18 protein-coding genes are annotated in these 19717 nt (G+C 65.0%); 8 read left to right on the top strand and 10 right to left on the bottom strand.

The window, feature by feature from the left end; translation table 11 throughout:
• Positions 1–272: 272 nt before the first annotated feature.
• The gene (locus QME71_06515) at positions 273–959 is read right to left on the bottom strand and encodes a hypothetical protein (protein MDI6857951.1); all 687 of its coding nucleotides are present in this window, start codon (positions 957–959) and stop codon (positions 273–275) included.
• Positions 960–973: 14 nt separating this feature from the next.
• A complete protein-coding gene (gene tsaA / locus QME71_06520; protein ID MDI6857952.1) occupies positions 974–1537 on the bottom strand; it encodes a tRNA (N6-threonylcarbamoyladenosine(37)-N6)-methyltransferase TrmO in 564 nt (187 codons plus the stop codon).
• 198 nt (positions 1538–1735) lie between these two features.
• Between tsaA and gyrB the strand changes: the two genes are divergently transcribed.
• Complete coding sequence (gene gyrB, locus QME71_06525) at positions 1736–3754, top strand: DNA topoisomerase (ATP-hydrolyzing) subunit B (protein MDI6857953.1); 2019 nt, start codon at positions 1736–1738, stop codon at positions 3752–3754.
• Between the two features lie 12 nt (positions 3755–3766).
• Here gyrB and QME71_06530 read toward each other — a convergent pair whose 3' ends face one another.
• From QME71_06530 to dnaA, 5 genes are all read right to left on the bottom strand, one after another.
• Positions 3767–4153, bottom strand: a complete 387-nt coding sequence (locus tag QME71_06530; GenBank protein ID MDI6857954.1) for a hypothetical protein — start codon at positions 4151–4153, stop codon at positions 3767–3769.
• On the bottom strand, positions 4150–4566 hold the full coding sequence (locus QME71_06535; protein ID MDI6857955.1) for a DUF433 domain-containing protein: 417 nt from the start codon (positions 4564–4566) through the stop codon (positions 4150–4152). The genes QME71_06530 and QME71_06535 overlap by 4 nt, the downstream gene beginning before the upstream one ends.
• A 345-nt stretch (positions 4567–4911) precedes the next feature.
• Positions 4912–5526, bottom strand: a complete 615-nt coding sequence (gene nadD, locus QME71_06540) for a nicotinate-nucleotide adenylyltransferase (GenBank protein MDI6857956.1) — start codon at positions 5524–5526, stop codon at positions 4912–4914.
• Positions 5523–6785 (bottom strand): GTPase ObgE, encoded by a 1263-nt coding sequence (gene obgE, locus QME71_06545; protein MDI6857957.1) that lies wholly within the window; start codon positions 6783–6785, stop codon positions 5523–5525. The genes nadD and obgE overlap by 4 nt, the downstream gene beginning before the upstream one ends.
• Positions 6786–7092: 307 nt before the next feature.
• Positions 7093–8448, bottom strand: a complete 1356-nt coding sequence (dnaA, locus tag QME71_06550) for a chromosomal replication initiator protein DnaA (GenBank protein MDI6857958.1) — start codon at positions 8446–8448, stop codon at positions 7093–7095.
• 468 nt (positions 8449–8916) lie between these two features.
• Here dnaA and QME71_06555 point away from each other — a divergent pair, with 468 nt between their 5' ends.
• Positions 8917–9693 (top strand): type III pantothenate kinase, encoded by a 777-nt coding sequence (locus QME71_06555; protein ID MDI6857959.1) that lies wholly within the window; start codon positions 8917–8919, stop codon positions 9691–9693.
• Positions 9694–9696: 3 nt separating this feature from the next.
• Positions 9697–10893: a bifunctional phosphopantothenoylcysteine decarboxylase/phosphopantothenate--cysteine ligase CoaBC gene (coaBC, locus tag QME71_06560; protein ID MDI6857960.1), complete on the top strand. Its 1197-nt coding sequence runs from the start codon at positions 9697–9699 to the stop codon at positions 10891–10893.
• Here the strand turns inward: coaBC and QME71_06565 are convergent.
• A complete protein-coding gene (locus QME71_06565; GenBank protein ID MDI6857961.1) occupies positions 10867–12390 on the bottom strand; it encodes a leucyl aminopeptidase in 1524 nt (507 codons plus the stop codon). The two genes, coaBC and QME71_06565, sit on opposite strands and share 27 nt — an antisense overlap.
• A 127-nt stretch (positions 12391–12517) precedes the next feature.
• Between QME71_06565 and QME71_06570 the strand changes: the two genes are divergently transcribed.
• Together QME71_06570 and QME71_06575 are read left to right on the top strand one after the other, a co-directional pair.
• The gene (locus tag QME71_06570) at positions 12518–13282 is read left to right on the top strand and encodes a phosphatase PAP2 family protein (GenBank protein ID MDI6857962.1); all 765 of its coding nucleotides are present in this window, start codon (positions 12518–12520) and stop codon (positions 13280–13282) included.
• 107 nt (positions 13283–13389) lie between these two features.
• Positions 13390–14199 carry a phosphatase PAP2 family protein gene (locus QME71_06575; GenBank protein MDI6857963.1) on the top strand — a complete coding sequence of 270 codons (810 nt, stop codon included), beginning with the start codon at positions 13390–13392 and terminating at the stop codon, positions 14197–14199.
• A 23-nt stretch (positions 14200–14222) separates the two neighbouring features.
• On the opposite strand, the gene QME71_06580 is transcribed toward QME71_06575, so the two are convergent.
• Together QME71_06580 and QME71_06585 are read right to left on the bottom strand one after the other, a co-directional pair.
• The gene (locus QME71_06580) at positions 14223–14810 is read right to left on the bottom strand and encodes an ATP-binding protein (GenBank protein ID MDI6857964.1); all 588 of its coding nucleotides are present in this window, start codon (positions 14808–14810) and stop codon (positions 14223–14225) included.
• Positions 14811–14837: 27 nt separating this feature from the next.
• Positions 14838–15698, bottom strand: a complete 861-nt coding sequence (locus QME71_06585) for a DegV family protein (protein ID MDI6857965.1) — start codon at positions 15696–15698, stop codon at positions 14838–14840.
• Between the two features lie 160 nt (positions 15699–15858).
• Between QME71_06585 and rpsO the strand changes: the two genes are divergently transcribed.
• The 3 genes from rpsO (at position 15859) to dapB (ending at position 19519) form a co-directional block, all read left to right on the top strand.
• Positions 15859–16125 carry a 30S ribosomal protein S15 gene (gene rpsO / locus QME71_06590; protein ID MDI6857966.1) on the top strand — a complete coding sequence of 89 codons (267 nt, stop codon included), beginning with the start codon at positions 15859–15861 and terminating at the stop codon, positions 16123–16125.
• A gap of 229 nt (positions 16126–16354) precedes the next feature.
• On the top strand, positions 16355–18688 hold the full coding sequence (locus tag QME71_06595) for a polyribonucleotide nucleotidyltransferase (protein MDI6857967.1): 2334 nt from the start codon (positions 16355–16357) through the stop codon (positions 18686–18688).
• Positions 18689–18721: 33 nt separating this feature from the next.
• On the top strand, positions 18722–19519 hold the full coding sequence (dapB, locus tag QME71_06600; protein MDI6857968.1) for a 4-hydroxy-tetrahydrodipicolinate reductase: 798 nt from the start codon (positions 18722–18724) through the stop codon (positions 19517–19519).
• Positions 19520–19717: the final 198 nt, after the last annotated feature.

Consider the following 19717-nt stretch of genomic DNA (forward strand, 5'->3'; position numbering starts at 1 on the left):
TAGGGCGGGCATCTTGCCCGCCGGTGCCGCGCAGGCCGCGACGAAAGTCGCTTGCGGCCGGGCGGCGCTTCAGCAGGTCGACCGGTAACCTTCTTGGGGCGCGCAGCCGCGCGCCCAGCGTCACCCCGAGTTTGAACGTTGCCGGGGAGGCTGAAGCGGCGCCCGCCACATCCGCTCATTGGTTCTCCATTGACAGGCAGCTCGGCTGGTCGGGCAGGGACGCCCGACCCTGCCGGAGTAAGGCGGCCGAGCGCCATCCGCTTATCCGTTTTCTATCCGTTGACAGATACCTCCCCGCCCACCATCGCCTGACCCGTCGGACAGACTGCCAGCAGCGCACACCGGCCGCACCGCGGCGTCCTGCGACAGACCGACTTCGCGTGGCGCACGAGCAGAGCGTGGTACTCGTTGAACAGCGCGGCGTCGTGGGGCAAATTGTCCATGAACAGCGCCTGCCAGCGTTCGTAGCTGTCGGAGGCGGGCCGCACCCCCAGACGCGACATCACCCGCCGCGTGTAAGCGTCGACGACGAAGACCGGCTTGCGCGCGGCATAGAGAATGATGTCGTCCGCCGTCTCGGGGCCGACGCCGTCGATCTCCAGCAGCGCCCCCCGCAATTTCTCGACCGGTAGCGCGAACAGCCGCTCCAAACTGCCTTCGAACCGCTCCTCGAGGACGCGCGCGAACGCCTGGAGCCGTCGCGCCTTCACCCGGAAGTACCCGGATGACCGTATCGCCGCTGCCAGGCGTTCTTCCGGCGCCGTCAGTATCGCCTGCGGCGAAAGCAGCCTTTCGGCGCGCAGCCCGGCGAGCGCCCGCTCTACATTCGCCCACGCCGTCGACTGCGTGAGGATCGCCCCCACAACGACGACGAACGGCTCCTGGTCGCCCGGCCACCAGTGCTGCGGCCCGTAGGCCGCGAGCAGCCGCTTGTAGAGGTCGAGGAGGGGGTATTGCATCTCGGGCAGAGCGCCTATTCCGAGGGCAGCGGCTGCGTTATCCACTCGGGCAGCCGCACTTCGGAAGGGGCATCGTAGTGGGGGATGTAAGGCTTGACATCGATTACCGGCGTCCCGTTGATGGCGTCCAGACCGCCGACGCGCAATACGTTCTTGCGCCGCTTCAACAGGCGAACGACGCTCGCCCCAATGGGATTCGGCCGGTGCTGCGTGCGCGTCGCGAGCACGCCCTGAAGAGGATAGCGCGGGTCGCCGCGGGGAAAGCAGTGGGTGCGCGAGCGCTGCTCATCCGTCACGCCGTGGAGATAGAACAGGACAAGCAGGTGCGAAAAGCCTTCCAGTCCGTCGAGTGCGCCTTCCAGCTCCCGCCTGAAGATGATGTCGGATGTAACGTCCTCCCAGCCTTCCATGCGCGGCTCGGTCACCCAATTGCGCACGACGCCGATCGGCCGGAGGGACACCGGTTCAGAGGGCACGACCTGCTGCGGCAGGAGCCCGATCCACTCCAGGAGCTGCTTGAACCGGTTCCAGAAGAGCATGGGAGCGTCTCGAAGCGGGTCTTCAGAAGAGATTAGCATAGAGCCGCGCCGCGGCCAAGCAGCGCGCACCGGGTGCCTCCAGATTCCCCGAAAGGGGCAAATGTGCTAGACTGTAAAAGCAGTGACAGAATCACAACAGATACGGAAGCCGGCGCCACTTCCGGCGGTACGACTCCCCCCGGCTTTCGAGACGGCCTCTCTCCCGGCCGACCGCCCGATCAGTCAGCAGACAAAGGAATGACGACGAAAACAAAGAGCGACAAGGCGTCGAAGGGCCGCGCAGCGTCCCGCACCGCCGGAAAGACGGAACGGGAGGACGCCTCTCACTATACCGCGCGCGACATCCAGGTGCTCGGCGGGCTCGAAGCCGTTCGCCGCCGGCCCGGCATGTACATCGGCAGCACCGATCAGCGCGGCCTCCATCACCTCGTCTACGAGATCGCCGACAACAGCATCGACGAGGCGATGGCCGGCTTCTGCAGCCGCATCGAGGTCGTCATCCACAAGGACGGCGAAGTCAGCGTCTGGGACAACGGCCGCGGCATCCCCACCGACGTCCACGAGAAGACGGGCCGCTCGGCGCTGGAGACCGTCATGACCTACCTGCATGCCGGCGGCAAGTTCGGCGGGCAGGTGTACAAGGTCTCCGGCGGACTCCACGGCGTAGGCGCCTCGGTAGTGAACGCGCTGTCGGAGCGCATGTGGGTGGAAGTGCGCCGCGACGGCAAGATCCACTGCCAGGAGTACCGGCGCGGGATCCCCGTCGCAGACGTGAGCCGGCAGGAGGAGACGCGCCACCGCTCGTTCTGGCAGGTCACAGGCCAGCTGCCGGCGTTCGTGAACGGCACAACCATTCGCTTCCTTCCCGACCGCAAGATCTTCGCCGAGCTCGATTACGATTTCACGACCATCGCCCAGCGCCTCCGCGAGTGCGCGTATCTGGTCAAAGGGGTGTGGATCCGCCTCGTCGACGAGCGCACAGACGACGAGGTCACGTTCTGCTTCGAGGGTGGCATCAAGAGCTTCGTCCGCCACCTCAACCGCGAGCGAACCGTCCTCCAGCCGCTCCCCATTTACATCGAGAACCAGCTCGACAGCACCGCGGTCGAGGCGGCCATCCAGTACAACGACGGCTTCACCGAGGCCACGTTCAGCTTCGCGAACTGCATAAACACCATCGACGGCGGCAGCCACCTCACCGGCTTCCGCAGCGCCCTCACCCGCGTCTTCAACGACTACGCCCGCAAGCAGAAGTTCCTTAAGGAAGACGACGCGAACCTTGCGGGCGAGGACGTCCGCGAAGGGCTCGTGGCCGTGATAAGCGTCCGCCTGCCCGAGCCCCAGTTCGAGGGGCAGACGAAGACGCGACTCGGCAACCCCGAGGTCAAGGCCCAGGTGGAGACGACGGTGGCCGAGAAGCTGGGCCAGTACCTGGAGGAGCACCCACAGGAAGGGCGCCGCATCATCGAGAAGTGCATCACGGCAGCGCGGGCGCGCGAAGCGGCGCGAAAGGCGCGCGACCTCGTCGTGCGCAAGGGGCTGCTCGACGGGACGACCCTGCCCGGAAAGCTAGCCGACTGCTCGGAGCGCGACGCCTCCCTCTGCGAGCTCTACCTCGTCGAGGGCGACTCCGCCGGCGGCTCCGCCAAGCAGGGCCGCGACCGCCGCTTCCAGGCCATACTGCCGCTCAGGGGCAAGATCCTCAACGTCGAGAAGGCCCGCCCCGACAAGATATTCGGCCACGCCGAGATCGCCGCCATCTACCGCGCCCTCTGCGCCGGCGCCGGCGAAGACTTCGACCCCGCCCGACTGCGCTATCACCGCGTCATCATCATGACCGACGCCGACGTCGACGGCGCGCACATCCGCACACTGCTGCTCACTTTCTTCTACCGCCAGATCCCCGATGTCATCCGCCTCGGGCACCTCTACATCGCGCAGCCGCCGCTGTACCGCATCTCGAAGGGCCGCGACCACGTCTGGATCTACTCCGAGAAGGAGAAGGACGACTACCTGAAGCGGGTGCACGACGGCAAGAACGTGAACATCCAGCGCTACAAGGGCCTGGGCGAGATGAACCCGCAGCAGCTCTGGGAGACGACGATGGACCCGGAGCGTCGCACGCTGTTGCAGGTGACGGTGGAGGACGCGATGAAGGCGGAGGAGTTATTCACGGCGCTGATGGGGGAAGAAGTAGCGCCGCGGAAAGCGTTCATCCAGGCGCACGCCGCCCAGGTCCGCAACCTGGACGTGTAGCCCGTTCCCGGCCTATTGCAGCGGAACCGCTGTGATTCGCCCCTGCTTACTGACACGATAGACAAAGGGCCTCTCGGTCGTTCCGGCTGCCTCGATGATGCGATCGAAGGCTTTCGCGAAGACTCTCATGGTTTCCCATCTTCGAGCTGTGGCACCCCACAGATAGAAGCAGCCTACCTTGTGTTGCTTCAGGGCAGCTAGTTCGTTCGGCATGCGATGGTACTTGTAGTCTTGGCCAATGACTATCCACTCCCTACCACCGACTGTGGGTAGCCATTGGTCATCCTTCTCGTCTGGAGGGAACACCTGCTGGTGGTAGACGACTCCAACAGGCGCGTTTAGAAGCAACAGAGCCTGCGGGATGCTCTTACCCACGCTTCTGTCGAAGAACAGGATCACGCCGCTTTCTTTGCTCCCTCGAACGCAAGCGCACTTTCAACCTCCCACTCCTCGAGCGCGAAGTCTGATCTGATCTCCTCAATGCCCTCGCCAGCCTCCCATCGCCCCCTGATCACCCACGTAGGGATCCCCCGTACGGTGGGGGCACCGAAGGCGACTCTAGGATCAATCGTCACAGGCGACTCGTCCCCCGCCAAGTGCCAAACAACGGCGAGCTCATCCTCGTACTCGAACTGAGCCAATCTCTGTCCAATCAACTCGCGCCAAGCCACCTGACCACTTGAATCTGCCACGATAAGCCTTCGGAGTTCTGAGTCCGGCTCCACTTGCTGAAAATCCATCAACACGTGAACGCCCTCGGTCGCCAGCCGGTATTCTGCGAACGGGTATTCCGACTGAAACCTTTGGGCCAAATAATCTCTCGCCTTTCGAATGCGCTGAAGGGACACGCCCAGGCGCCGGAACGTAGCGACGAAGGCTATCTCAACGAGTTGGAGATACGAGAGGGGCCTACGTCTTTCCTTTCCAGGAAGCGCAGGCCCAAGCTTTCCCCCACCATAATGCCAATAGGCGACCGTCTGCGGATGGGTACCAGCATAACGTGCAGCATCGGCCACAGTGTAAGCAGGCAAGAATAAGCGTCGACGCCACGGTTCACCTCGGAATCGATCAACGCCCCGCGCCAATTTTCCCCTTGCCCTTCTTTTGCACAACTCTTACGAGATTCACTTGAGATAAGCACATCGTGCCGCGCTCTGTCAACTGCTCCCGCCTAATACGTACAGGGCGTTCGTGCGGATGTAGGATTCGACGGCGGGCGGCACAAGCCCCTCCAACGACGCCCCCTTCGACGCCCACGCCCGTATCGCCGTCGCGCTCACGTCCACGAACGACATCGGCAGCACGATGAGCCGACGCGAAACGCCCGGGATCGCCGCCTCCACCTCCGTCAGGTCAAGCTCCCGCGCCCGCGAGCGCAACGCCACCGCCAGCCAAGCCAGCGCGACAATCCGCTGCGGCTCCTTCCACGTCGGCATGTCCATCAGCGCGTCCTCGCCCAAGATGAGGTACAGCTCCGTCTCCGGCCCGTGCACGCCCAGCAGCTCCGCCAGCGTGTCGACGATGTACGACGGGCCCGGCCGCTTGATCTCGATGTCGGACGCCGTGAAGCGGTCCATCCCCTCGATGGCGAGCCGCACCATCGCCAGCCGGTGCTCCGCCGGCGTGATGTCGCGCGACTCCTTCCGCCACGGCTGCCCCGCCGGCACGAACAGCACCTCGTCCAGCGACAGGTGCTCGAGCGCCGCCCGCGCCAGCGACAGGTGCCCGACGTGGGGCGGGTCGAACGTGCCGCCGAGTATGCCCAGCTTCACCCTTCCCACTCCATCTCCGTCCCGCCGATGACGACGCGGTCGCCTGCCTTCACGCCCGCCCGCCGCAGCGACGCGCCGAGCCCCATGCGGCGTAGTCGGCGCCGCACCTCCGCCCGCGCCTCTTCCGACTCGAGGCCGAGCCGTCGCACCACCCTCTCGACCGTACGCCCCGACACCTCGAAAAGCTCGTCCTTCCTGCTTATGACGAACCGCGGCGTTATCGGGGCCGGCCGCAACACCGGTAGTGCTTTCTCTTCCGCCGCCGTCCGCCGTTCTTCTGCCAGCAGCGCCGCCACCCTGTCGAGCAGCGTCCGCACGCCCTTCTTCGAGATCGCGGAGATGAACAGCGGGTCGTACCCCTTAGCGCGAATCGCTTCCCGTATCGACTCTCGCCGCTCCCTTACCTCCGGCAGGTCGACCTTGTTCACCGCCACTACCTGTCGCTTCGACGCCAGGGCCGGGCTGTACGCCGCTAGCTCCTGGTTCAGCGCGTCGATATCTTCCGCCGGGTCGGGCCTGCTGCCGTCGACGAGGTGGACCAGCACCAGCGTCCGCTCGATGTGCCGGAGAAACTCGAGCCCCAGACCGTGGCCGGCGTGGGCGCCCTTAACGAGACCCGGTATGTCGGCGAATACAATGGTGTCGTATCCCAGATCGACCGCGCCCAGGACCGGCTCGAGCGTGGTAAACGGGTAGTCGCCCACTTTCGGCCGCGCCGACGATATCGCCTGCAGCAGCGTCGACTTGCCGGCGTTCGGCAGTCCCGTTATCCCCACGTCGGACATGAGCTTCAGGTCGAGGACGAGGTCTGCCTTCTCCCCTTCCTCGCCTCGTTCCGCTATCCTCGGCGCCCTGTTGACGGATGTCGCGAAGCGCGCGTTTCCGCGCCCTCCCTTTCCCCCGTGCGCCGCGATCAGCCGCTGGCCCCCCTCTGTCAGATCGCCGAGGAGCGATCGGTCCTCGCCCTCCACACGGTGTACGATCGTCCCCGGCGGCACGCGGATCTCCAGATCGCTGCCGTTCCTGCCGTGCCTGTTGCCCCCCTGGCCGTTCTCGCCCCGCTCTGCTCTGTAGACTCTCCGGTGCCGGAAGTCCGACAGCGTTCGCATGCCGGCGTCGACCACCAGCACGACGTTCCCCCCGTTACCACCGTCCCCGCCATCAGGGCCGCCGCGGGGCACGTACTTCTCTCGCCGGAAGCTCACCACGCCATCACCGCCGTCGCCGGCTTCCACTCGTATCCGTACCTGGTCTATCATCTGCGTCCTCGCACCCTATTATAACGGCCCCTCTCACAACTCCTAGGAACGGGATTACCCGCATTGTGCCCTGGGATGGGAAATGGGGAAAGGACAGTAGTGTTTGACACGGGGAACTGCGGAAAGGGTGAGTTGGCGATAGCAGGAGAGGCATGTCGCTGTGAAGAAACGGCGAGGCGGGACTGAGGAAAGGGACTGTCGGAGGGAGAACTGACAGAGGGTAACGTAATGAGGGCGGCATAATCCACGTAAAGAACAGAGTTATTGACGGCGCGAGGCGTAGAGCAAACGAGGCGATGTGCGAAGATCACCGTTCGCCCGCGGAAAGGGCCTGGCGGATGGCGGCGATGTCCTGCGCTGTCTCAGGGACAACGGATGTCTCGCGTTCGATCTTGCGGCAGGCGTAGAGGACGCTGGTGTGATCGCGGCCGCCGAACAACGTGCCGATGCGGGCAAGCGGTTGGCAGGAATCGTGGTGGAGCAGGTACATGGCAACGTGCCGGGCGATGGCGACGCGCTTGGCGCGGCTGGGCCCTTTGAGGGCGTGCGCTGGCACGCCGTAATGGGAGGACACAGCCTGGACAACGGCGTCCGGGTCGGGTGGAGACCGGTCGGTGGCGGGCCGCACGGTCTCTAGGGCATCCTTCGCCAGCGCGAGGGTGACGGGTTGCATTGTGAGGCGGGCGTAGGCGAGGAGTCGGTTAAGAGCTCCCTCCAGCTCGCGGACGTTGGCGCAGGGAATGCGGGCGAGGTAGTCGACGGCGTCAGGGGAGACGTCGGCGCGAAGGCGCTCGATCTTCGCGGAGAGGAGGGCAAGGCGGGCGGCCAAGGGCGGCGGCTTGAGGTCGACGGTGAGCCCCCAGTGAAGACGGGAACGCAGCCGGTCGGAGAGGGCCAGCGCGTGTGGGGGGTTGTCGCAACTGAGCACCAGTTGCTTTCCCGCGTCGTGGAGGTCGTTGAAGGTATGAAAGAACTCCTCTTCCGTTTGGGTCTTGCCGGCGAGGAACTGGACGTCGTCGACAAGCAGGGCGTCCAGGTGGCGGTAGCGGGCGCGAAAGTCGTCCATGCGCCGCTGTCTCGCTGCCTGCACGAACTCGGAAGTGAACTGCTCCGCCGTCACATAGAGTGCGTTCAGTTCGCTTCGCAGGAATTCGTGGGTGACGGCCTGCAAGAGGTGGGTCTTGCCGAGGCCGCTGCTGCCGTGGACGAGGAGCGGGTTATGAGTGGCCTCGCCGGGGTTCTGGGTGACGTGAAGGGCTCCCGCGTGGGCGAGCCGGTTGCAGTCGGCAACGGTGAAGGTGTCGAAGGTGTAAAGCCGGTTGAGCCGGCTCCTTGCGAACGAAGGGGAGGGGGAGGCGGGAAAAAGGGGGGAGGCGGGGGAACGGCTGTCTATCCCGGCCTGGGGGTCCGGCGCGGTGACGATGAAGGCGGGCTGGATCGGCCTGCCGGCGATGCTGGAAATGGCCTTCGCGATCAGCGGTTGGAGACGGGCGCTGAGCCACTCGACCGCGAACTGCGAGGGAGCGCCCACGGTGAGGACGCCGTCTTCCAGACTGAGACCTACGGTGTTCCTCAGCCAGGTCTCATAGTTGGGCCGCGTCACCTGCAACTGGAGCTGCCCGAGCGCTGCCTCCCACAAGGTCCTGGCGTTGATTTCCCGCATGGATGCTCCCTCAATCAGCCGTGCCCAGCAGGCGTTCACTTGCGAAAGAGACAGACATACCCCAGTGACGCTGATAGCGTTCAGCGCAACAACACTGCTGTGAGTCTACCGGTTGGTCGTGGCCCTGACCGCAGGCTGTCTGGGTAGGGTGGAAGGAGGATCGACAGCCCCCGCTTACTGCGGCCATGACCGGACGGGAGGATGGCCCACTTGCCGCGAGCATAGCAACGGGCCGCGAAGAGGGTCAAGCCTTTTATGACTACTGCCGAAGAAAAATGTGTCCCTTTCGCAAAACGCAAAGAAGGTCGCTCAGGGCCAGGTCTTCCGCAACGATCCGGCGACCCAGGCCGGAGGCAGAAGGCGACGCGTCATTCACCGTGAGACGGCGCCGCATCGGGCCCCTTGGTTGCGGCCCGGAAAGGCCGTCCACTATAATTCAGCGGGCAGATTCGCCATTCGAGTACTAATATGTTGCTGGCGCTCGACATAGGAAACACCGCGATCACCATCGGCGTCTTCGACGGCGACCGCCTTCGCGCGCGCTGGAGCATCGCCACCGACGTGGAGAACATGGTGGACGAGTACGCCATCCTGCTGCTGAACCTGCTGCAAACGGAGGGCCTCAAGCGCGAGGACATCACGGAGGCGATACTGGCCAGCGTCGTCCCCTCGCTCACCCCTGTCTTTCACGAGGTCTCGCGCCGTTACTTCTCTGTGACGCCGCTGACGGTAGACCTGGGGGTGAAGACCGGCGTGCGCATCCTGTACGACAGTCCCCGCGACGTGGGCGCCGACCGCGTGGTCGACGCCGTGGCCGCAAGCAAGCTCTATGGCCCGCCGCTGATCGTGGTCGACTTCGGGACGGCGACGGTGTTTGACGCCATATCGAAGGAGGGCGATTACGTGGGCGGGGCGATCGCGCCCGGCATCGGCATCTCCGCGCAGGCGCTGTTCGAACGCACGGCCAAGCTGCCGCGCATCGAGCTCGAGAGACCCCGCGCCGCCATCGGCAAGACGACCGTCGGCGCCATGCAGTCGGGCCTCGTGTTCGGCTACGTGGGCCTGGTCGAGGGCATCATCGCCCGCATGAAGGAAGAGCTCGACCCGGCGGCAAAGGTGGTTGCGACGGGCGGCTGGGCGCCGCTCATCGCGCGCGAGACGAAAATGATCGACGTCGTAAACCTCGACCTCACGCTGATCGGTCTCCATCTTATCTTCGAGTCGAACCGCGGACCGGGACGGTGAGCCATGCTTAAGGGTAGAAGAATCGTCGTTGGCGTCACGGGCAGCATCGCCGCGTACAAGGCCGCCGACCTGGTAAGCAAGCTCGCGCAGGCGGGGGCGGAAGTCGATGTGGTCCTGACAGAGTCGGCGCAGCAGTTCGTCACGCCCATGACCTTCCACAGCCTGACCGGCCGCGAGGTGTATACCGATATCTTCGAAGTGAAAGCGGAGCTGCAGATCTCCCACGTGGAGCTCTCGCGCCGCGCCGACGCCGTCCTCATCGCGCCCGCGAGCGCCACAACCATCGCCCGGATCGCGCACGGCCTCGCCGATAACCTCCTCAGCCTGACGGTGCTGGCGACGAAGGCGCCTGTGCTCCTTGCGCCGGCGATGGACTCGCAGATGTACGAGAACGCCGCAACGCAGGCGAACCTGGCGCTGCTAAGAGAGCGCGGCATGACTATCGTCGGCCCGGAAGAGGGGCGGCTGGCGACCGGCCGCAGGGGCCCTGGACGCCTCGTCGATACGGAAACGCTGCTGGGGGCCCTTCGGCAGACGCTGGGGCGCAACGGCGACCTCGCGGGCCGCAAGGTGGTGGTGAGCGCAGGCGGCACTCAGGAGCCGATTGATCCGGTGCGCTACGTGAGCAACTACTCGTCCGGCAAGATGGGCTACGCCGTCGCCGAGGCGGCGCGCGACCGGGGGGCGAAGGTCGTCATCGTGAGCGCGCCCGTTTCGCTGCCGGCGCCGTACGGCGTTGAGGTGGTCTCCGTGCGGACGGCGGAGGAGATGCGCGACGCCGTGGTGCGCGCGTGCGCGGACGCCGACGCGCTGGTGATGGCGGCCGCCGTCGCCGACTACCGTCCGGCCTCGGCTGCGGAACAGAAGATCAAGCGCGCGAAGGAAGGGCTGTCGCTCGAACTGGTGCGCACGCCCGACATCCTGGGAGAGGTGAAGGGCCCTCTGCGCGTGGGATTCGCGGCCGAGAGCGAGAAGCTCGAGGAGAACGCGGCCGACAAGCTCCGGCGCAAGGGGCTGGACCTCATCGTGGCCAACGACATTACGGCGCCGGGCTCTGGGTTCGGCAGCGAAACGAATCAGGTGACGATCATCGACAAGTCGGGAAAGGCCGAGAAGCTGCCCTTGCTTAGCAAGTACGAGGTCGCGCACCGCATATTCGACCGTGTCGCGCCTCTACTCAAGCGCCGCGCCCGACGTTAGCGGCTGCTCCGCGAGGCTGAGGGCCAGGTTCACCAGCGTACGCACCGGGATACCGCTCGACCCCTTCACCAGAATCCCCTTCTCCTTCTCCACCAGGTCCACCCCCGCGATGTCCAGGTGCACCCACGGCGTGTCCTCGATGAACTCCTTCAGGAACAGCCCGCCGATAATCGACCCCGCCTCTCGGTTACCTACGTTCTTGATGTCGGCCACCTCACTCTTGATGTGCTCCTTGTATTCGTCCAGCAGGGGCAGCTCCCACAGCTTCTCGCCCGCCGCCGCCGCGGCCGACCGCACCCTGTCGAGCAGCGCCGCGTTGTTTGTCATCGCCCCCATCGTCGCTCGGCCGAGGGCGATGATGATCGCACCCGTGAGGGTCGCGACGTCGATCACCGGCGAGAGGTTGAGCCGGCGGGCGTAGGCCAGCGCATCGGCGAGGATGAGGCGGCCTTCGGCGTCCGTGTTCACCACCTCGATAGTCTTGCCGTTCATCGCCCGCACTACGTCGCCCGGGCGCTGGGCGCCGCCGCCCGGCATGTTCTCGGTGGCGGGCGCGAGGGCGGTGACGTTTACCTTCGGCTTCAGCCGCGCGATGGCGCCCATCGCCGAAATCACGGCCGCCGCTCCCGCCATGTCGCCTTTCATCTCTTGCATCCCCTGCGCCGGCTTGATGGAGATGCCTCCGGTGTCGAACGTGATCCCCTTGCCCACGAGGCCGAGCGTGGGAGCGCCTTCACCGGCGCCCCGGTACTCGACGACGATCAGCTTGGGCGGCTCGTGGCTCCCCTTGGCGACGCCGAGGAGGGCGTTCATGCCCAGCTCTTCCATGTCCTTCCGTTCGAGCACCCGGCACGTCAGCCCCACTTCTTCCGCCAGCGACCGCGCCTGCGACGCCAGCTCCGTCGGCGTCAGGTAATTGGCCGGCTCGTTCGCGAGGTCGCGCGCGCGGTTCGTCGCCTCGGCGAGGATACGCCCCTTCTCGGCGCCGGCGCGCACGGCCTCCAGCTTCGCCGCGTCCGATTCGATGATCGTTAGCTCCTCGATCTCTCGTTCGTCTTCGTCGCGCTTCTTGTGGCGGGAGAAGGTGTAAAGCCCCAGTATTGCTCCTTCAACAATCGCCTGCGCCGAGGCAGCGGTATCCTGTCCCAGACCGCCGGCGGCAAGGGGGACGGTGGCGATGGTGTTGGCTCCCGCCTTGCGGAGGAGCCGCGCCGCCGCCGCGAAGCCGTTCCGCAGCGTGGTGAGGTCGAAGCTCTCCGCTTTCCCCAGACCGAGCACGAGGACGCGTGGAGCGGGAATGCGTCCCAGAGTGTGGATTAGCGTAAGCTCGCCCTCCTTGCCGCGCACCTCGCCGTCCGCGATGAGTTGGGAAATCGCGCCCTCCAGCGCCTGGTCGACCGCGGCTGTCGCCCCTGAGAGGGCGCCGTCCTGCGTCACGGATATGACTATCGCCTTCGCCGTCGAGTCGACGACGTTGCCCTGTTGTACGTTTATCATCGTGGTGCGCTCCTTGTTGGAGGATGTTTTTGGCTTTGGCATTTGCTATAATTGCATTGTATCCTAGGATGAGTTTTTCCTAGGGGCAATCAGGGGGTGCGCCGGCCGCTGCACAGGACTACCTCCGATGAGAGCTGAGCCGAGCTTAGCAGTCAGGCAGACGGGCTTCAGACAGGAGATGGTGGGCTTCTTGCGCGAAGCTCTCTTCTTGTTCGCGGCGATGATAGGCTACTTCCTCGTGCGCGGCGGTCTGCCGGAGCGCGCCGCTGAGGCCTTCAGCCGGGCGAACCAGTTGATCCAGTTGGAGCAACGGCTGGGCATATTCGTCGAGCTGGAGTGGCAGGAACAGATAGTCGACAGCATTCCCCTGATGAAGCTGGCGAACTGGACGTACGTCTGGGGGCATCTCCCCGTCCTCATCTTCGCCGCCGTCTGGATATACCTTCGCAACCGCGAGCGCTACCGCATCTACCGCAACGCGTTGCTCATCTCCGCCGTCATCGGCCTGCTCAGCTACGGGCTCTTCCCTGTGGCTCCGCCGCGCCTGCTGCCGGAGTGGGGCTTCGTGGACACGGTGGCCAACCTGACCCGTGAGAACTACGACATGCAGCCCGGCTTCTTCGTCAACCACTATGCCGCCGTCCCCAGTCTGCATTTCGGCTGGGCGCTTCTCATCTGCATCGCCCTCTTCGATGTCGACCGCTCGTTGCCGATCAGGCTCTTCGCTGTCGTCAGCACCGCCGCCATGTTCTTCGCCATTGTCCTCACCGCCAACCACTTCATATTCGATATGCTGGCCGGCTCCTTCATCGTCCTGCTGTCGATCAAGCTAGCGTTTCTGCTCCAGGGGTACCGGCTCCACGTGCCGGTATTGAGAAGGCAACAGGCCTGAGCCGGTATTGCCGAATACACATATGGCGCCTGGTATCGCCCGCTTGAAAGACGGGCGGGCGTGTGGTTCAATGTATATGAGAGACCGGGTCCGGAGGGCATAAGGAGATGTCGCTGGCAGTTTCTCGGCTACCGGTTTCGCCAAGAAGGATTGCCGAAATACTGGCGGACAGGCCGATCTTCCGGCACGTAAGCGAGATATCCCTTGTGATACTCGCTTTTCTACTTTACTTCGTCGTTCGCGGCAGTGTTGTCGATAGGACGGCGGAGGCCCTGGGACGCGGCTTCCAGATAATCGACCTCGAGCGCGAGCTGGGCTTTTTCTGGGAGATCGAGCTACAGACGGCTATCCTCAGCAGTAAGTTCTTGGTCTCGATGTTCAACTTCATCTACTTCTGGCTTGACTTCCCGCTCATAATAGTCGTCGGGCTGTGGCTTTATTTCCGGCACCGGCGCCAGTACACCCTCACCCGCGACGCCATGCTCCTTTCGGGAGGGATAGCGCTCATCATCTATCACCTGTTCCCGGTGGCGCCGCCGCGCTTCCTGCCTGAGTTCGGCTTCGTCGACACGATGGCCGTCTACAGCCACCTGAGCTACCAGGCGCAGCAGGCGCAGCCGTTCGTTAACCCGTATGCGGCGGTGCCCAGCCTGCACGTTGGCTGGCCTGTCCTGCTGGCCATCGGCGTCATCGCCGCCACCCGCAACAAGCTGCTCTGGGTCGCTGCCGTGCTGTTGCCGATCTCCCAGTTCTTCGCCGTGGTCAGCACGGGCAACCACTACATCTTCGACGCCCCCGTCGGAGTGGCCGTCGCTCTCCTGGGGCTCGCAGGCGCTCTCGCCATGCAGTGCTGGGGGTACTCAGCTATAGGGCGGCTGCTGGGACTGAAGACGCCCGTTAACGCCTGCGCGACCTGACCCCCTCTTACCAGCCTGTCGATTCAAGGGTCCTCGACCGCCCGGGCCGCCTCTTCGACCGCCGGCGCCACGTCTTGCGACGTGTCGACCACGATGTGCTCCCGCGAGATTTCCTCTCGCTGGCGCCGCATCCTTTCGTAGACAAGGATGTCGGCTTCGGAGTTGGCTGAGCCCTGCCGCACCCGATCTTTCAGCCGCTGATGAACGACCTGCCTCGGCGCGACAACTTCGACGATGACAAGCTTCGCGCCCCGCGCGTCGGCGATGTCGTATAGAGGCTGTCGGTGCGCCTCAGTCAGGTTCGTTGCGTCGAGAAGGCAGGGGGTCCCTTTCGCGAGCAGGCGGTCGATGGCGGCGTGGACGGCGGCGAACAGCCGGCTGCTCTCGGCCGCGGAGTACCTGGGGTTGGGGAAGATCAGTCTCCGCAGCGCGTCGCTTTCGAGGATGACGAGGCGCGTGCGAGCCGCTAGCTGAGCCGCGAAGGATGACTTCCCCGTCCCCGGCAGGCCGACGATGAGGACGAGGGCCGGGCGGCGTCTTCGGGGGAGACGGGGTCCCAGCGCGGCAAGGATGACATCTACGTCGGTCTGGAGTGAGTCACGCTCGGTCATGGGGATGGTGACGGGGGCGGAGAGCGGTCAGGGTTCCATGTAGTACGTAAGCGCGAGCATCCCGGGCCCGATGTGCGCGCCCATCACCAGCGTGAACTCGCTCATCAGGAGCTCGCCGGGTTGCAGGCGCTCCCGCGCCTCCTCCATCAGCTCCCTTGCCTCCTCGGGGGCATTTGTGTGCTGCACACAGAGATGGAGCTTTTCTCCCCGGTAGCCCCGTTGCTCCAGGACGGGGATAAGCTGGGGAACGGCGCGTTGCTTCGTCCGCGTGCGCGTGAGCAGGCGCACCTCCTCCTGTCGCAGCTCAAGGATCGGTTTCACGCTTAGGAGCGCGCTTGCCCAGGCCTGGACCTTCGGGACGCGCCCGCCCCTGGCCAGGTATTCGAGCGTGTCGATTATGGCGACGATGCCCACGCGCGGCATGACCCCCCGTGCGCGCGCGACGACGGCCGGCAGGTCGGCGCCTTCTGCGGCGACGCGCGCCGCTTCGAGGGCGACGAACCCTTCCGCCATCGCCGCCGTCCCCGAATCGATCACCTCGATCTGCAGGCGGGGGTTCTCGCTCCTGAGCGTCTCGGCGGCCGTGATGGCCGAGGCGTGGGTGCCGCTGAACTGCGAAGAGATGCTGACGTACAGAACGGAGCCCGTCCGCGCGCTTGCCCGCCGGAAAGCCTCCATGTGCGCCCCGGGGGAAGCGCCGGCGGTGGTGGGAAGATGGCGCGCCGACTTGAGGGAGCGGTAAAACTCCTGCGTATTGCCGTCGACGCTGTCGGGGTAGGAACGGTCCTCCAGCACGAGGTTGAGCGGCACTACCTCGATCTCGTATTCGGCGGCCAGCGCCGGAGGGATCGAGGCGGCGCTGTCGGTGACAACAGCCACCTTTCTCATCGCGAACCCCGCTTTCCCTTTCTCTCCCTAAAAAGGAAGTCGGTGGGGACTTACTAAAGGATATCATACGCGCCTTCGGTGTGCATTGCTGGCCGGGTCGTTGCGCAGCCGGACAGGTGATGGTACAATCTCCGTAAGATAGAAGGTGGTTATCGAAGGGATGCTCGCGAAGGAAGAGAAGCAGGGGCTCATCGCGGAACACGGCACACATGCCGAAGACACAGGCTCCGCTGAAGTGCAAATAGCCCTCCTCACAAAACGGATCAACCAGCTCACTGAGCATTTGAGGGTTCACAAGCACGACTACCACTCGCAACGCGGCCTGCTGAAGATGGTCGGACAGAGAAGGAGACAGTTGGCGTACCTCAACAAGAAGGACGTGCAACGCTACCGCTCCATCATCTCCAAACTTGGCCTCCGCAAGTAGCATCCCTCTGCGGAGCCTTTCTTTAATGTGTAGAGAAGAAGAAGATAGAACCTCGATACGTTCGAACGGCTTCCTCGGCGGTCCCACCTGTTGATGCAGTTTGCCCCGTTTCCCCGCGGGGTAAGCTGGGCCCTGTGATGGAGTTTGAGTCCTTCCGAAGTTGAAGCAACCGGCAATAATTTTGAAGAAGATGTGACAGTCCCATGGTAGGGACTTATGGAGGTTATTAATGTCACGCAAGTATGAAAGAACCCTGGCCGGCCGTCCCCTGATCGTCGAGATCGGGAAGGTGGCGGAGCAAGCGGACGGCGCCGTCACTATCCAGTACGGCGAAACGGTCGTGCTGGTCACCGCCTGCATGAGCGACCAGCCGCGTGAGGGGATCGACTTCTTCCCCCTCACCGTCGACTACGAAGAGCGACTGTACGCTGCCGGCAAGATACCCGGCAGCTTTTTCCGTCGCGAGGGTCGCCCGACAACGGAGGCCGTCATCGCCGCGCGCCTCACCGATCGCGCGCTGCGTCCTCTCTTCCCCAAGGGTATGCGCAACGACGTGCAGATCGTCGTAACCGTCCTCTCCGCCGACCAGGAGAACGACCCCGACGTCCTGGGGACCCTGGGCTCGTCTACGGCGCTCTCCATCTCGGATATCCCCTTCGAAGGCCCCGTCAGCGCATCGCGCGTCGGCTACGTCAACGGCGAGTACGTGCTCAACCCAACGTACGCCCAACTGAAGGAAAGCACGCTCGACCTCGTTGTCTCCAGCGTCCGCGATGCCGTCGTCATGGTGGAGGCGGGCGCGACGGAAGTCTCCGAGGAGACGATACTGGGCGCAATACGCTTTGGGCACGAGGCCAACCTCGAACTCATCGCTCTCCAGGACGAAATCGTCGCCGATGTTGGCCGTCCCAAGAGGACACCCATCCTGGTGCAGGTCGAGGAGGGAGTCCGCCAGGCGGTCGCCGGCTTCGTGGAGGGCAAACTCGCCGAGATATTCGCGGCGGTGAACAAGGAGGAGCGCGAGCGCGCCCTCGGGGAGCGCCGCGAGGAGTTGCTGGAGCGGCTGGGAGAGACCTACGCCGCCGAGCAGATCCTCACCGCATTCCAGGACCGCGTGAAACAAGAGATAAGGCGCGAGATCCTGGACAAGGGAGTGCGGCCCGACGGAAGAGGCCTCACCGATATCCGCCCGTTGAGCGCGGAAGTGGGCATCCTGCCGCGCACGCACGGCTCCGGTCTGTTCAGCCGCGGCGCCACCCAGGTCCTGACCATCGCCACCCTCGGCTCGGCGGGAGAAGAGCAGCGCCTGGATACCCTCTCGCCTGAAGAGACGAAGCGCTTCCTGCACCACTACAACTTCCCGCCCTTCTCGGTGGGGGAAGTGCGGCGACTGGGCTCGCCCAGCCGGCGCGACGTCGGGCACGGCGCCCTCGCCGAGCGCGCCATCGAGCCCGTTATCCCCAGCGAGGAGGAGTTCCCCTATACAATCCGCCTGGTCACCGAAGTGCTCTCGAGCAACGGCAGCACATCGATGGCGAGCGTTTGCGGCGGTACCCTTTCCCTCATGGACGCAGGCGTCCCCATCAAAGCGCCGGTCGCCGGGATCGCCATGGGCCTCATGATGGGCGAAGACGGCAGGCACGCCGTGCTCACCGACATCGCCGGCCTGGAAGACGCCATGGGCGATATGGACTTCAAGGTCGCGGGCACTGCCGCCGGCATCACCGCCCTTCAGATGGACATCAAGATAAAAGGGATCACCGTCGAGATCATGGGCGAAGCGCTGGACCAGGCACGGCAGGCGCGGCTCACGATCCTCGACAAAATGCGGGAGACGATCGCAGAGTCCCGGCCCGAGCTGTCGCGCTACGCCCCGCGGATGTACCGCATCCAGATACCCCAGAAGAAGATCGGCACCGTTATCGGCCCCGGCGGCCGCGTCATCCGCTCCATCACCGAAGAGACGAAGTGCACCATCGACATCGAAGAAGACGGCACGGTGCTCATCGGCTCGACCAGCGAGGAGATGGCAAACCGCGCCATCGAGATCATCCAGGGGCTGACCAAGGAAGCGGAGGTGGGCGCAATCTATAACGGCAAGGTGACCCGCATCACCAACTTCGGCGCTTTCGTCGAGATCATGCCCGGCAAGGAGGGGCTCGTCCGCATATCCGAGCTCGCGGACTACCGCGTTCCGAGCGTAGAGGATGTGGTCCAGATCGGCGACGAGATTATGGTGATGGTAACGGAGATCGACAACATGGGACGCATCAACCTGTCGCGGCGCGCGGTGCTGGAAGGGACCGCGCCGGGCGAGCGCGCGGAGGGAGAAAGGGCCCCCGTGCCCGGAGGCGGAAGCCCCCGCGACCGCGGCGGCGCTCCCCGAAGGCGAGTCGGCGGCGGCCGTCCCCAGGGCGGTCAGCGGCGCGGTCCGGACGGCGGACAGCCCCGCGGTCCTGATGGCGGCCAGCGCTCGCGCCGCCCGTTCGGGCAGCGACGCCCCGAGCAGCGTCCCGAGGGCCCCGGCGGCCCGCCGAAGCCGCCGTTCGGCAGGCGATGGTAGCCGGCGGGGGCGGCGAACCGAAAAGGAGAGACCGTGGAAAAGATACGAGTCGTCGTAAGCGGCATGGGGAAGATGGGCAAGGAGATACTGGCGGCGGTCTGCAATGACCCGGATCTGGAGCCGGTCGGTGTGCTCGAGAAGTTCTCCGCCGAGGAGTACCTCTCGCTGCCCGACGGCTCGGGCCTCGTCCACCTCGACAAGGAGCCACAGGCGCTCCTTGCCCGCGCCCGGCCGGACGTCGTCGTCGACTTCTCGAACGCGGAATGGACGCCGCACGTTGTGAAGGCGGCGCTGGAAGCGAACGCCCGTCTCGTCATCGGCACGACGGGGCTTTCAAGCGATCTGCTGAAAGACCTCGAAGGCTCTTGCCGCGAGAAGCAGTTGGGGGCCGTCGTCGCTTCCAACTTCGCTATCGGCGCCGTGCTGATGATGCATCTTGCCAGAGTCGCGGCGAAGTACTTCGACAACGTTGAGATCATCGAGCTCCACCACGACCAGAAGGCGGACGCCCCTTCCGGCACGTCGATTGCGACGGCGCAGGCGATGGTGGCGGCGCGCGGCCGTCCCTTCGAGCTTCCGCCGACGAAGAAGGAGACGGTGGCGGGAACACGCGGCGGCGCCCTCGACGGCGTCAGCATCCACAGCGTGCGTCTGCCGGGGCTGGTAGCGCACCAGGAGGTCATCTTCGGCGGCAAGGGGCAGACGCTCATCATCCGCCACGACTCCACGGGCCGCGACTCCTTCATGCCGGGAATCCTTCTCGCCATCAAAGAGGTCATGAACCGCAGCGAGATGGTGCGCGGCCTCGACGCCCTCATCGGCCTCGTCTAGAAGTCTGTCCTTCCGCGGGCGGTCCCGGCGCCCTCCAGTGACGGGCTGCGGGCTTTCCCCGGAGCATTTCTTGTTTGTCCTGCCTGGAGGCCAGGCCGGCAAACTCATGCTCCCGCCTTCAGACGAGGGTCGAGGGGGAAGTAGGGTTGAACCTGTCGCAGCCGCTACGATATCATTCATGGTTGTACCGCCGCAGCG

Source organism: Dehalococcoidia bacterium (genome assembly GCA_030018455.1).
Lineage (GTDB): Bacteria > Chloroflexota > Dehalococcoidia > DSTF01 > JALHUB01 > JASEFU01.

Coding starts and splice junctions, on each gene's coding strand:
- coaBC (MDI6857960.1), top strand. CDS start 9,697: ATGCTTAAGGGTAGAAGAATCGTCGTTGGCGTCACGGGCAGCATCGCC.
- tsaA (MDI6857952.1), bottom strand. CDS start 1,537: ATGCTAATCTCTTCTGAAGACCCGCTTCGAGACGCTCCCATGCTCTTC.
- rpsO (MDI6857966.1), top strand. CDS start 15,859: ATGCTCGCGAAGGAAGAGAAGCAGGGGCTCATCGCGGAACACGGCACA.
- QME71_06580 (MDI6857964.1), bottom strand. CDS start 14,810: ATGACCGAGCGTGACTCACTCCAGACCGACGTAGATGTCATCCTTGCC.
- QME71_06595 (MDI6857967.1), top strand. CDS start 16,355: ATGTCACGCAAGTATGAAAGAACCCTGGCCGGCCGTCCCCTGATCGTC.
- dnaA (MDI6857958.1), bottom strand. CDS start 8,448: ATGCGGGAAATCAACGCCAGGACCTTGTGGGAGGCAGCGCTCGGGCAG.
- QME71_06575 (MDI6857963.1), top strand. CDS start 13,390: ATGTCGCTGGCAGTTTCTCGGCTACCGGTTTCGCCAAGAAGGATTGCC.
- obgE (MDI6857957.1), bottom strand. CDS start 6,785: ATGATAGACCAGGTACGGATACGAGTGGAAGCCGGCGACGGCGGTGAT.
- gyrB (MDI6857953.1), top strand. CDS start 1,736: ATGACGACGAAAACAAAGAGCGACAAGGCGTCGAAGGGCCGCGCAGCG.
- QME71_06570 (MDI6857962.1), top strand. CDS start 12,518: ATGAGAGCTGAGCCGAGCTTAGCAGTCAGGCAGACGGGCTTCAGACAG.
- QME71_06565 (MDI6857961.1), bottom strand. CDS start 12,390: ATGATAAACGTACAACAGGGCAACGTCGTCGACTCGACGGCGAAGGCG.
- QME71_06555 (MDI6857959.1), top strand. CDS start 8,917: ATGTTGCTGGCGCTCGACATAGGAAACACCGCGATCACCATCGGCGTC.
- QME71_06585 (MDI6857965.1), bottom strand. CDS start 15,698: ATGAGAAAGGTGGCTGTTGTCACCGACAGCGCCGCCTCGATCCCTCCG.
- QME71_06515 (MDI6857951.1), bottom strand. CDS start 959: ATGCAATACCCCCTCCTCGACCTCTACAAGCGGCTGCTCGCGGCCTAC.